10 protein-coding genes are annotated in these 12,986 nt (G+C 68.1%); 6 read left to right on the top strand and 4 right to left on the bottom strand.

What is annotated here, in order from left to right:
• Positions 1–126: 126 nt before the first annotated feature.
• Together fliJ and PQI07_RS05025 are read left to right on the top strand one after the other, a co-directional pair.
• Complete coding sequence (gene fliJ, locus PQI07_RS05030) at positions 127–534, top strand: flagellar export protein FliJ (RefSeq protein ID WP_012322462.1); 408 nt, start codon at positions 127–129, stop codon at positions 532–534.
• A gap of 143 nt (positions 535–677) precedes the next feature.
• Positions 678–1,751 carry a lysylphosphatidylglycerol synthase domain-containing protein gene (locus PQI07_RS05025; RefSeq protein ID WP_274926182.1) on the top strand — a complete coding sequence of 358 codons (1,074 nt, stop codon included), beginning with the start codon at positions 678–680 and terminating at the stop codon, positions 1,749–1,751.
• Between the two features lie 228 nt (positions 1,752–1,979).
• Here the strand turns inward: PQI07_RS05025 and flhA are convergent, their stop codons facing one another.
• Positions 1,980–4,127 (bottom strand): flagellar biosynthesis protein FlhA, encoded by a 2,148-nt coding sequence (flhA, locus tag PQI07_RS05020; protein ID WP_274926181.1) that lies wholly within the window; start codon positions 4,125–4,127, stop codon positions 1,980–1,982.
• Between the two features lie 215 nt (positions 4,128–4,342).
• Here flhA and PQI07_RS05015 point away from each other — a divergent pair, with 215 nt between their 5' ends.
• Positions 4,343–4,924: a hypothetical protein gene (locus PQI07_RS05015; protein ID WP_043381681.1), complete on the top strand. Its 582-nt coding sequence runs from the start codon at positions 4,343–4,345 to the stop codon at positions 4,922–4,924.
• A gap of 48 nt (positions 4,925–4,972) precedes the next feature.
• Here the strand turns inward: PQI07_RS05015 and PQI07_RS05010 are convergent, their stop codons facing one another.
• Positions 4,973–6,214, bottom strand: coding sequence for a KpsE/RkpR family capsule polysaccharide export protein (locus tag PQI07_RS05010; RefSeq protein WP_274926180.1), 1,242 nt, complete (start codon positions 6,212–6,214; stop codon positions 4,973–4,975).
• A gap of 907 nt (positions 6,215–7,121) precedes the next feature.
• Here PQI07_RS05010 and PQI07_RS05005 point away from each other — a divergent pair.
• The 3 genes from PQI07_RS05005 to PQI07_RS04995 all read left to right on the top strand — a co-directional run bounded on the left by PQI07_RS05005 (position 7,122) and on the right by PQI07_RS04995 (position 10,157).
• Positions 7,122–7,589, top strand: a complete 468-nt coding sequence (locus tag PQI07_RS05005) for a PAS domain-containing protein (protein ID WP_403090579.1) — start codon at positions 7,122–7,124, stop codon at positions 7,587–7,589.
• A gap of 55 nt (positions 7,590–7,644) precedes the next feature.
• On the top strand, positions 7,645–8,895 hold the full coding sequence (frc, locus tag PQI07_RS05000; RefSeq protein ID WP_043353710.1) for a formyl-CoA transferase: 1,251 nt from the start codon (positions 7,645–7,647) through the stop codon (positions 8,893–8,895).
• Positions 8,896–8,978: 83 nt separating this feature from the next.
• The gene (locus tag PQI07_RS04995; protein WP_043381675.1) at positions 8,979–10,157 is read left to right on the top strand and encodes an HPP family protein; all 1,179 of its coding nucleotides are present in this window, start codon (positions 8,979–8,981) and stop codon (positions 10,155–10,157) included.
• Positions 10,158–10,160: 3 nt separating this feature from the next.
• Here the strand turns inward: PQI07_RS04995 and PQI07_RS04990 are convergent, their stop codons facing one another.
• A complete protein-coding gene (locus tag PQI07_RS04990) occupies positions 10,161–10,856 on the bottom strand; it encodes an alpha/beta hydrolase (RefSeq protein WP_274926179.1) in 696 nt (231 codons plus the stop codon).
• Positions 10,857–11,166: 310 nt separating this feature from the next.
• Positions 11,167–12,912 (bottom strand): oxalyl-CoA decarboxylase, encoded by a 1,746-nt coding sequence (gene oxc, locus PQI07_RS04985; protein ID WP_274926178.1) that lies wholly within the window; start codon positions 12,910–12,912, stop codon positions 11,167–11,169.
• Positions 12,913–12,986 lie beyond the last annotated feature (74 nt).

The following is a 12,986-nucleotide window of genomic DNA, read 5'->3' as shown; positions in this document are numbered from 1 at the left end:
CTTCGGCGAACCACATGGTGCAGGTGGGGGATCCGGGCGAGGCTGCCGTGGGCAGGCTCGCACATGGGCACGGTCCGGGCGTGATCCCGGGCGCGGCCTCAAGCGTTGCGTGGAGTGAGCGTCCTAATGAAATCGCGTGACACGCTGATCCGCCTGCGCCGCTTCCAGGTCGATGAGAAGCGCCGGCGCGTGACCCAGATCGAGATGATGATGGCCGACTTCCAGCGCATGGCGGTGGAGCTCGATCGCGAGGTCGCCGTCGAGGAGGCCCGGGCCGGAATCACCGATGTCGGTCACTTCGCCTACCCGACCTATGCCCGCGCGGCGGCGACGCGCCGGGACAACATGATTCAATCCGCCCAGGCTCTCGAGGGTCAGCTCGCCGAGGCGAAGGCCGAGCTGGGCGAGGCTTTCGAGGAACTGAAGAAGGTCGAGATCCTGAACGACCGCGAGCGGACCGCCGAGCGCGCGGCCGAATCGGCTCGGGACCAAGCCGCCATGGACGGGATCGGCCTGAACCGCGCCCGGGGCTGAGCCCGGCCGACGGACCGATCGGCAGGCTCCCGCGGCACGAAACCGTCACGATCACCTGACAAGGGGGATCGCGGCGGTGACATGCCGCTTGCAGCGCGTCGCGTGCCGGCGCATCAGGGGCTCTCCCCAGGGCGTCGGTGTTCATGAAGAAGATCAGCGAGTTTATCTGGCCCATGATTGGCCTCGCGGCCGTCGTGGTATCGGGCTACTTCCTCTATCAGGAATTGAAGACCACCTCGCTCTCGGCGATCTGGGCCGCGGTGCTCGCGATCCCGCCGCACCGGATCCTGCTGGCGGCCTTCTCGACCCTGGTCGCCTATGCGGCGCTCGCCTGGTACGACCGGATCGCGCTCCTGCATCTGGGTGTGCGCCACATCTCGTGGCTGTTCGTCTCGCTCTGCTCCTTCACGACCTACGCCCTCTCGCACAATATCGGCGCCTCGGTCTTCTCCGGCGCCCTGGTCCGCTATCGCGCCTACACGGCCAAGGGCCTGTCGGCGGCGCAGGTCGCCGTTCTGGTGGCGCTGTGCTCCTTCACGTTCTTCCTCGGGACGGTGCTGCTCGGCGGCTTCACGCTGGTTTACGATCCGCATCTGCTGGCCCGCCTGCAGGACAAGCTCCCGGCGATCCTGACCAATCCGAGTACGGCCGTCGCCGTCGGCATCGGGATGCTGGCTTTCGTCGCCCTCTACGTCGCCGGTTCGCTTCTGCGGCTGCCGCCGATCAGCATGCGGAAATTCAAGCTCGAATACCCGCGCCCGGGGATCATGCTGCGCCAGCTCGCGGCGGCACCGCTGGAGCTTCTAGGGGCGGCCGGGATCATCTATTTTGCCCTGCCGGACGCGGTCAATCCGGGCTTCATCCCCGTCCTGGCGATCTTCCTGGCCTCCTTCTCGGTGGCGCTCGCCTCGCACGCGCCCGGTGGCCTCGGCGTCTTCGAGATCGTCTTCCTCACCGCCATGAACATCGCGGAGACCGACGAGGCGCGTAAGAACGCCGTCGTCGCCGCGCTGCTGGTGTTCCGCGTCTTCTATTTCTGGCTTCCGGCGCTGATCTCGGTGATCGTGGTGATCGCATTCGAACGCTCGCGTCTGGCCGCGGCGATCGGCACCCCAGCGAACGGACCGAAGGCGACCGCCGTGCCGGAACCGCCGGTCACCGCCCCTGGCCTCGACGCCCATGAGATGGAGCGGGAGCTCAAGCAGAAGGCGATCTGACTCGCCCTAGGGAATTCCTTCAGGGGGCGCCGTCGCGGCTCGCGTCCGGTCTGGGAAGTCGGCGCACGAAGCCCTGTCGTGCGGGCCTCACCCTTCTGAGGCCGGTCTCCGCGCGGGGTGCAACGGGCTCCCGCGTTCGGCCTGAGGCGATGATCCGCCGGGCGTTCCGGAGCCCGACGCCGACATCCAGGGGCCGCGATCCGTCCGGTCGCGAGGGAGCGTCTGCGCTCAGATCGAATTCACCGTCCGCAGACGCGCCCGCGGATGGATCTCGGCCTGGCTCATCACCGGTGTCTCCCGGCGGAAGCGCTCGATGATCGAGCGGACGAACGGCCGCGTCTGCGCCGAGGTCACGAGGACCGGCATCTCGCCCTGGCGCGCCGCCATCTCGAAGCGGTCGCGCACCGCATTGACGAACTCGCTGAGCTTCGAGGGCTGCATCGCGAGGTAGCGCTCGTCGCGCTCGCCCACGATCGATTCCATGAACGCCTGCTCCCAGGCCGGCGAGAGGGTGATGATCGGCAGCATCCCGTTCTGGTCCTGGTACTGCGCGCAGATCTGCCGGCCGAGCCTGGCGCGGACGTGCTCGACCACGTCCCGGGGGTTCTTCACCCCGCCCGCCACTTCGGCAATCGCCTCCACGATCGCGCCGAGATCGCGGATCGAGACCCGTTCGGCGAGCAGGAACTGCAGCACGCGCTGGATGCCGGTGGTCGAGATCTGCGAGGGGACGATCTCCTTCAGCAGGTCGGCGTGCTCCTTGGACAGCTCGCGCAGCAGCTTCGAGACCTCGACGTGGTTGAGGAGCTCGGAGACGTGGGCCTTGATGACCTCGGTGAGATGGGTCGACACCACGGTTGCGGCATCCACCACGGTGTAGCCCTTCAACTGGGCTTGGTCGCGCAGGGCCGCGTCGATCCAGGTGGCCGGCAGGCCGAAGGTCGGCTCCAGCATGTGCTGGCCCGGCAGCTGGACCTGGCCGCCCATCGGATCCATCGCCATGAACTGACCGGGGAAGATCCGGCCGGTGCCGGCCTCGATCTCCTTCACCCGCACCACGTAGGCGTTGGCGTCGAGCTGGACGTTGTCGAGGATGCGCACCGACGGCATCACGAAGCCCAGTTCCGCCGCGAGCTGGCGGCGCAGGGCCTTGATCTGGTCGGTGAGCCGGTCCTGCCCTTCGCCGTTGACGAGCGCCAGGAGCGCGTAGCCCATCTCCAGCTTGAGGTCGTCGAGCTTCAGGAGGTCGGTGACCGTCTCCTCCTTGGGGGCGGCCGCGGCCGCCACCGCGGCCGCATCCATCGGTACGCCCTGGGCGTCGAGGGGCGGGGCCAGCTTGGCGGTCTTGTTGATGCGCCACGCGGCGTAGCCGGCGCCGCCGCCGAGCAGCACGAAGGGCAGCATCGGCATGCCGGGCAGGAGCGCGATCAGCAGCATCACGGCCGCCGACATGCCCAGCGCCTTGGGGTAATGGGCGAGCTGCTTGCCGAGGGCCTTGTCGGCCGCGCCCCGCACACCGGCCTTGGAGACCAGCAGGCCCGCCGCCGTCGAGACGATAAGGGCCGGGACCTGGCTCGCGAGACCGTCGCCGATGGTCAGCAGCGTGTAGCTCTTGGCGGCGTCGCCGAAGCTCATGCCCTGCTGCGCCACGCCGATGATGATGCCGCCGACGACATTGATGAAGGTGATCAGCAGGGCCGCCACGGCGTCGCCGCGGACGAATTTCGAGGCACCGTCCATGGCGCCGAAGAACGACGATTCCTCTTCCAGCGCTGCCCGCCGGGCCTTCGCGGCCTTCTCGTCGATGAGGCCGGCCGAGAGATCGGCGTCGATGGCCATCTGCTTTCCGGGCATCGCGTCGAGGGTGAAGCGGGCCGCGACCTCGGCGATGCGGCCCGAGCCCTTCGTGATCACCACGAAGTTCACGATGATCAGGATCGCGAACACGATGATCCCGATCACGAAGTTGCCGCCCATGACGAAATGGCCGAACGCCTCGATGACGTGACCCGCGGCGGCGGTGCCCTCGTGTCCGTGCCCGAGGATCAGGCGGGTCGAGGCGAGATTCAGGGCGAGCCGTAGCATCGTGGCGATGAGCAGCAACGTCGGGAAAACGGTAAATTCCAGCGGGTTGTCGATGGACAGGCCGGTCATCATGATCAGCACCGACATGATGATCGAGACCGCCAGGAGCAGGTCGAGCAGGACCGCCGGCAGCGGGAAGATGAGGACCGCCAGGATCCCCAGCACGCCTGTGGCGAACAGCAGGTCCGACCGCTTGGACAGCGCGTGGAGGTCGCCGCGCGTCGGCAATGTGAGCTGGCCGAGGACCGTCGTGACGCTCGCCTGTGCCGGCGCGCTCGCCGCTTCTGCCATCGATTCCATCCGTCGCCGTTCCCCCCGGACGGGCCGGGGAGCACTCGGCAAGATCTGCCGGGTGGATGGTTAGCGCGGCGTTAAGATGTGGCGGGCGGTGCCGGGAACCGGGGCTGCCGCAAGCGCTTGATGAGGACCCGTCGGAGCCCTTTGCGGGCTTTCCGCGATGTCGCCACGTCTCCGGGCTCCGACCCGGGTATGTCCGGGAGGATCCGATGGCCGTCCGCATCTTGACCGCCCTGTTCGACCGATACGAGGCCGCTGCAGACGCGGTGGACCGGCTGGAAGCTGCCGGCATCCCCCATGCCGAGATCAGCATTGTCGCGAACCGCCCCGACTCACCCGCTGAACCGCACGCGCCCGGTTCCGCCGTGCCCCACCCGTCGGACGCGGCGGAGTCGGCGGGCACCGGGGCGACGGTCGGGACGGTGTTGGGCGGTGGCGCGGGGCTGCTCGCCGGCCTCGGGCTGCTGGCCATCCCCGGGCTCGGACCGGTGGTCGCGGCGGGCTGGCTCGTGGCCGCCGTCACGGGCGCCGGGGTCGGCGCCGCGGCCGGAGGCCTGATCGGCGGCCTGACGGCGGCGGGTCTGAGCGCCGACGAAGCCGAGACCTATGCGGAAGGCGTGCGACGGGGCGGCACTCTGGTCACCGTTCGGGCCGACGAGTCGCGGGGCGAGCGCGTCCTCGCCATTCTGGATCAAGCCGGTTCGATCGACATCGACGAGCGCGCCGAGGATTGGCGGGCACAGGGCTGGACCGGCGGTACGATCGGCCCGGCCGCCCGGTCCACCCGCTGAGGCGAGGATACGTATCCGCCCCGGGCAACTCCGAGGGGCGGGCGTGGGTCAGGTCATCATCTTACGAGCGAACATCGAGGCTCCGAACAGGATTCCGGCGCCCGCCATGATCAGGCCGATCATCAGGAGCCGCCGCGGTTCGGTCGACGATTCCGCTTTCACGGGCTCGACGATCGGGCTGAAGAACTCGATCTGCCGGGCCGAGATGATGCGGGCGCGCTCGTAGGCGGTCAGCACTTGCTGGTAGTATTTCTCGGCATTCTTCCGGTCGTTCTCCAGGATCTCGAACCGCGTCAACGCGTCGGACAGCAGCCGCTTCTGATCGGGATCCTGGCTGGCGGATTGCCGCTCGATCCGGGCGATGTTGTCGTCAATATCCTTGATCTGCTGCTTGAGATCCATGATACGGCGCGAATCGGGACCGAGGTCGCGCTGGCCTATCGCGAGCTGGACCGCGAGGTTGATGCGGGATGACCGCAGCTCCGCGATCATCTTGATATTGATATCATTCGTCTTCTGGGCGTCCAGCACACCTTCGCGGTTGCGCAGGTCGCGCATGGCGAGGCGGATCTTGGTCATACGCTCTTCGGCAAGCCGGAGTTCGCGCGCGCTCTCCGCCACGGCGTCATCGCGCGACTTGACGCTGAGCGCGTTCACCTTGCGCTCGGCCTCCTTCATGACGGCCTTGGCAATGGACAGCGATTCGTCCGGATCGAAGGCCTCGACCGTGACGGACATGATCCCGGAGCCGCTTTCGACCTCGACGCCGACGCGCCGCTTCCAATAGCGCACGAACTTCTCGATCGGCTTTTCAGGATCGAACCGTGAAAAGTAATCGATCGAATCGCTGCTGAACCACTGGCGCAGCGGCAACTGCCCCTCGAGGATTTCCAGCATCGGCCGGCTGAGGATGAACTCGCGCGTGATCTGTGTATCCTGCGCCACCATCTGGTTCGACGTGCCGGAGTCGGTTCCGCCGGTTTCGGAGGATGTCTTGTCGGACGAGCCGAGAGCCGGTCGGATCGCGAAGCGTGCTTCGGTGACGTAGCGATTCGACGCGATCAAGCCGTAATAGACGGCACCGGCCAAGGCCGGCAGGATGAAACAGAGCACGAACAGAACCGGGATCCAGGGGTCGTTCTTGGTCTGGACCTGATAGGACCGGATCCCCTTCTTGCGATCGGCGAAGCGCGACATGCGCGCGATCTGCCGAAGCGACTCAGTGACCGCCTGTTGACGGTCGGCAGACGTAACCGGCTGTCCCTCTGCCTTCCGGATCTCCATATTCATGGTCTGTTTCCCGGCCCTCCCGGCCTAGAAGGTCGACCCGTCACCGGGATCATGACCGCGCCGCAATCCGCACGCCGATCGTCTGTCGCACGGGGAGACGGCAAAAGCATGTCGTTATGGATGCCTCGGCGTCGCCTCCGCGCGCGTCGCGGCGCGGCCTGCTCCGATGGAATCCGTGCGTGCCATCGATGACCACATCGCTGTTGGGCCGGAGGCAGTCTGCCGGATCCAGCCGCCCGGTCGTCCTCGCGGAATGCGTGGCCATAATGGTGCCCGCGTTCTGTCGGAGTCACACGAAGCCGCGCTCAAGCCGATCTCGCTACGGAAAACCTGCGCTAAGGCGCCGGATCTATGACGCGTCGGCGGAGATCCCGTCACTTATGATCAGCTTCCGATAAAAGCCGATACGGAAATCATTCGGCGTGACGATCCATCAATCGTTGCGGTCCGAGATTAAAGTCGTAACCGAGGCGACCAGAGTGGGACGCGGCGCACTCATTCAGGAAATACTGTCGATACCCGTAGACATATCTGCTCGTCGAGCCCGGAGCCCGAAATCCTGAGCGGCGATCATCGGCGTGTCGAAAGCGATCGCGTTCGGAAGGCTCAGGGCGAAATGCCGGGCTGCTCGGCCCGTGTCGAGACCGCCCGCCGGCATTCCGTCAGGGGCCGCGTCTCGCGGCATCGAGTTGAAGAAAAGTTCCACCTGTCACCGCAGGCGTTGACGGAATTCCCCATTTGGCATACCAAATACCAACGAAAGGGCTGGTCACGGTTCCTTAGCAAGACCGGACTGGAATTTTAACGCCGCTCTTTCGGGCGACGTTCAGGGAGGGTGGCCGCGGATGACGCAGCTTCGGACTTCTGCAATCCGCCTCATCCCTGGCCCGTTGGCCGGATGTCGCCGGTGACGGGCTTGGCGCAGGCGGAGCGTAACGGTTCCGATCTCGCCGACTTCGTCAGGGCTATCGGAGACGCCGTGGTGGTGTCCGATCCGGACGGCGCCATCACTGTCTGGAACGCCGCCGCCGAGCGCATCTTCGGCTTCAGCGCCGCCGAGGCGCTGGGGCGGAGTCTCGATCTGATCACCCCCGAGCGGCACCGGCGCCGCCACTGGGACGGCTATGCCAAGACCATGCGCACCGGCGTCACCCGCTACGGGGCGGAGACCCTGAGGGTGCCGGCGCTCCACAAGGACGGCCGCCAGCTCTCCATCGCCTTCACGGTGGGGATGGTGCGGGACGCCTCCGACCGGGTGACCGGGATCGTCGCCGTGATCCGCGACGAGACCGAGCGCTGGGCCGAAGAGAAGCGCCTGCGCCAACGCGTGGCCGAACTCGAAGCTTCCTCGGATCCGGCCCGCCGGGCGCCATGAGCCCGCCGGACGATCCGAAGGTCCCGATCACCAAACCGCACAGGGAGAACGCCCCATGAGCAAGCCGCTGGAAGGCATCAAGATCATCGACTTCACGCACGTCCAGGCCGGCCCGGCCTGCACGCAGCTGCTCGCCTGGTTCGGCGCCGACGTGATCAAGGTCGAGCGTCCCGGCGCCGGCGACGTGACCCGGACCCAGCTGCGCCACGTCGAGGACGCAGACGCGCTCTACTTCACGATGCTGAACTCCAACAAGCGCTCGCTCACCCTCGACACCAAGACCCAGGCCGGCAAGGAAGTCCTCGAGAAGCTCATTCAAGACTCCGACGTCATGGTCGAGAATTTCGGCCCCGGTGCCCTCGACCGGATGGGCTTCTCCTGGGCCCGCATCCAGGAGCTGAACCCGGGCATGATCCTCGCCTCGGTGAAGGGCTTCTCGGACGGCCACCACTATGAGGACCTGAAGGTCTACGAGAACGTCGCCCAGTGCGCGGGCGGTGCCGCCTCGACCACGGGCTTCTGGGACGGGCCGCCCACCGTCAGCGCAGCCGCACTGGGTGACTCCAACACCGGCATGCACCTCGCCATCGGCATCCTCACGGCGCTTCACCAGAAGAACAAGACCGGCAAGGGCCAGAAGGTCGCCGTGTCGATGCAGGACTCGGTGATCAACCTCTGCCGCGTGAAGCTGCGCGACCAGCAGCGCCTCGACGCCCTCGGCTACCTCGAGGAGTACCCGCAGTACCCCCACGGCGAGTTCTCCGACGTGGTGCCGCGGGGCGGCAACGCCGGCGGCGGCGGCCAGCCGGGCTGGGTGCTGAAGTGCAAGGGCTGGGAGACCGACCCGAACGCCTACATCTACTTCACGATCCAAGGTCATGCCTGGGCGCCGATCTGCAAGGCGCTCGGCAAGGAGGAGTGGATCACCGATCCGGGCTACAACACCGCCCGGGCGCGCCAGGACAAGATCTTCGACATCTTCAAGACGATCGAGGAGTGGCTCGCCGACAAGACCAAGTTCGAGGCGGTGGACATCCTGCGCACCTACGACATCCCCTGCGCGCCGGTGCTGTCGATGAAGGAGATCGCCGAGGACAAGTCCCTGCGCGAGAGCGGCACCGTCGTCGAGGTGGCGCACCCGAAGCTCGGCAAGTACCTGACCGTCGGTAGCCCGATCAAGTTCTCCGACATGAAGGTCGAGGTGAAGGCGTCGCCGCTGCTCGGCGAGCACACCGATGAGGTGCTCGCAGACCTCGGTTACTCGCCGGAGCAGATCCGGGCGATGCACGAGGCTCGCGCGGTCTGATAGACAGCGCCCGACCTCAGCGTTCCTGAGACAGGACGGCGCTCCCCCAGCGCCGTCCTTTTCATGTGCGAGCCCCGGATCCGATGCGCGCATTCCTGAGCCGTTTCCTGCCGGAGCTGACCCCGATCAGCAAGCGTGAGCGCCTGCGCTCCGCCGCCGGTGCCCTGGCGGGCATCCTGGCGACCGGCCTCGTCTGCCGCGCCGCCCTGGGCTCCGAGGCGCTGCCTGTCCTGATCGCCCCGATGGGCGCCTCGGCGGTGCTGCTCTTCGCCGTGCCCGCGAGCCCCCTGGCGCAGCCGTGGTCGATCCTCGGCGGCAACATCGTGGCGGCACTCGTGGGCGTCACGGCGGGGGCGTGGATCGCCGATCCGTTCGTGGCGGCATCCTGCGCCATCGGGGTTGCGATCGCCCTGATGATGGCCCTGCGCTGCCTGCACCCGCCGAGCGGAGCCGTAGCGCTAACGGCCGTTCTCGGCGGCCCGGCGATCCGCGAGCTGGGCTACGGCTTCGTGCTCTGGCCGGTCGCGGCCAATTCGCTGCTGCTGCTGACGACCGCCCTGCTGTTCAACAACCTGACGGGGCGCGCCTACCCGCATCTGCGCCCGGCGGGTCCGAGAACGGCCGATCCGCCCTCCGGCGCCCGGGTGGGCTTCCGGGCCTCGGACCTCGACGCCGCGCTGGAGGATTTCGACCAGCTCCTCGACGTCGACCGCAGCGACCTGGAGCAGATCCTGCGGCGCGTGCAGATGCGGGTCTACGGCCGCCTCTCGAGTCCGATCACCTGCGCGGCGATCATGTCGCGCGACGTGATCGCGGTGGCGCCGGACGCGCCGCTGGCCGAGGCGTTGCGGCTGCTGCGCAGGCACCGGATCAAGGCGCTTCCGGTGACCGACGAGGGGGCACGCGTCCTCGGCATCGTCACGCAGACGGATCTCCTCGACAAGGCCGCCTGGGACCGGTCCGGGCCGCGCCTCGGCCTCGGCCGCCGCCTGCGGCTCACGGCCGAGCGGGGCCGCGCACCCCATGGCTGCGCCGCCGACATCATGAGCGCGGTCGAGCCCGTCGGCCCCGACACACCCATCGCCGTGCTGGTGCCGCGGATGTCGGAGGCGGGGCTGCACCACCTGCCGGTGGTCGACGCCGACGGCCGTCTGGTCGGGATCGTCTCGCAGACGGACCTCATCCCGGCGCTGTTGTCCGAAGCCGACGCGCCCGAGGCGCCGATCCGCGCCCGCGCCTCGGCCCGTACCGCTCTGGCCTGACGCTCACACGCCGTCGGGCGGATCGCTCAAGAAGAAGTCCACTGCCTGGGCCACCACGGCCGGCTGATGGGCGTGCGGCCCGTCATACTCGACATAGGTGACCGGATAACCGGCCTCGCGCAGCGTCGGCACGTGGATCCGGGCGCTCCGGTCGATCGGGATCTGCTCATCCTGCGTCCCGTGCGACAGGAAGATGCGCGGTGCGCCGACCTGCAGATGGACCGACAGGAACCCGGCCGACGAGACGATCAGGTGACTCGCCACATCGCCGTTCGCGAGCCCCAGCGAGAGGGTGTAGCTTCCACCGTCGGAATGGCCGGCGAAGCAGAGCCGCCCCGGATCGAGGAGGAACCGGTCCGCCACGTGCGCCAGTGCCGCCGCGACCCTCTCGCGGTCAGGCCCATGGCCGGCGATGACGATGTCCCAGGTCGGGAAGAGGGATTGCGGCACGAGGAGCAGGAAGCGCGCTGCGCGGGCATGCGCCTCCAGCATCGGCAGGATGCGCTCGGCACTGCCGCCGCCGCCGTGGAACAGAACCACGAGCGGGCAGGGCCGGCGCGGATCGAGGCCCTCGGGAACCACCAGCACCGCGTCGCGCTCGGCGAAGAGGCCGAGGGCGTGCCTGCCCGGCGGAAGGGGTTCGCGGCCGGGCAGTCGGTGGCGAAAGTGCAGGCGGCCGGCGAGGTCGGGATCGATCATCGCAGGAACTCGTCGGATCGGTGTTGGATTCGCGTTGTGTGGCTTGCCAGCGGCGCCAGACTCCCTCTCCCGTGCGGGAGTGGGCTGGGGTGAGGGGCGAGAACTCCCAGGACGAGCACGTCATTGAGGCGCGTCCCGGTCGCGCCCTTTCCGGACGGACCTGTTCGCTCACCCTGTCCCTCTCCCGCACGGGAGAGGGGGCCCGCGGCTCGGCCTCGAAGCGTGCCGCGCAGTCATGAACGGCCGGACCGCTGAGCGATCCGGCCGGCGTGCAGACATCCCAGTTGCGGGCTTCAGGGGCCCGCCGCCCTCACTTCTTCTTCTTGATGCCGCTCTGCGGGTTGAGGCTGCCGATGTTGCCGCTCTCGCTTCCGGCCGCCGGGTCGATGACGGCGTTGACCAGAGCCGGGCGGCCCGAGTTCATCGCCTCGTTGACCGCGCGGGTCAGCTCGTCCGGCGTGGTGACGTGGTAGCCGACGCCACCGAAGGCTTCCATCATCTTGTCGTAGCGGGAATCCGGCACGAACACCGTCGTGGCGGGATCGCGGCCGGTCGGATCCGTGTCGGTGCCGCGGTAGATGCCGTTGTTGTTGAACACGACGATGCAGACCGGGAGCCCGTACCGGCAGATGGTCTCGACCTCCATGCCGGAGAAGCCGAAGGCGCTGTCGCCTTCGACGCACAGGACCGGCTTGCCGGTTTCGACCGCCGCCGCGACCGCGAAGCCCATGCCGATGCCCATGATGCCCCAGGTGCCGACATCCAGGCGCTTGCGCGGCTGGTACATGTCGATGATGCCCCGGGCGAGGTCGAGGGTGTTGGCGCCCTCGTTGACCAGGATCGCGTCCGGCCGCTCCTTGACGATGGTGCGGAGCGCACCGAGCGCCGCGTGGAAGTTCATCGGCGAGGCGTTGCTCATGAGCTTCGGCGCCATCTTGGCGACGTTGGCCTCGCGCTTGGTCTTGAGCGTCTCGATCCAGTCGGAGGGAGGCTGCTGCCAGCCCTGGCCCATGCCGTCGAGCAGCGCCTGCACGCAGGACGCGATGTCGCCGACCACCGGCGCGACGATCTCGACGTTCGAATCCATCTCGCGGGGTTCGATGTCGATCTGGATGAACTTGGTCGAACCGGGCTCGCCCCAGCTCTTGCCCTTGCCGTGCGACAGCAGCCAGTTCAGCCGGGCGCCGATCAGCAGCACCACGTCCGAGTCCTTCAGCGCCGTCGAGCGCGCCGCGCCGGCCGAGAGCGGGTGGGTGTCGGGCAGGAGGCCCTTGGCCATGCTCATCGGCACGTAGGGGATGCCGCTGGTCTCCACGAGGCTGCGGATCGCCGCGTCGGCCTGGGCGTAGGCGGCGCCCTTGCCGAGCACGATCAGCGGCCGCTTGGCGGATTTCAGGACGTCGAGCGCCCGGGCGATTGCCTCGGGGGCGGGGTGCTGGGCCGGGGCCGGATCGATCACCTTGACCAGCGACTTCTCGCCGGCCTTGGCGTCCATCACCTGGGAGAACAGCTTGGCGGGCAGGTCCAGGTAGACGCCGCCCGGCCGGCCCGAGCAGGCGGCGCGGATGGCGCGGGCGACGCCGATGCCGATATCGGCCGCATGCAGAACCCGGAAGGCCGCCTTGCACAGGGGCTTGGCGATGGCGAGCTGGTCCATCTCCTCGTAGTCGCCCTGCTGCAGGTCGACGATCTCGCGCTCGGAGGAACCCGAGATCAGGATCATCGGAAAGCAATTGGTGGTGGCGTTGGCGAGGGCGGTCAGGCCGTTCAGGAAGCCCGGGGCCGAGACCGTGAGGCAGATGCCCGGCTTCTGGGTAAGGAAGCCCGCGATCGCCGCGGCGTTGCCGGCGTGCTGCTCGTGGCGGAACGAGATCACCCGCATCCCCTCGGCCTGGGCCATGCGGCCGAGATCGGTGATCGGGATGCCCGGGACACCGTAGATCGTCTCGATGCCGTTGAGCTTGAGCGCGTCGATGACGAGGTGGAAGCCGTCGGTCAGCTCGGGCTCTGCCTCGACCTCGGGGGCAGTGTGGACGATCTTGGCGAGTGCGGTCATCACGGTTTCTCCCGGAGGATCGGTATCGGTACGGGCGGCTCTGGGCGCCGGCTGGCGGGGGATCCCCCACGCTC

Origin of the sequence: Methylobacterium sp. 092160098-2 (genome assembly GCF_028920805.1) — a bacterium.
GTDB classification, from domain to species: Bacteria; Pseudomonadota; Alphaproteobacteria; order Rhizobiales; family Beijerinckiaceae; genus Methylobacterium; species Methylobacterium fujisawaense.
The sequence above is the reverse complement of the archived record's forward strand: the minus strand, read 5'-3'. Positions and strand labels throughout refer to the sequence as shown.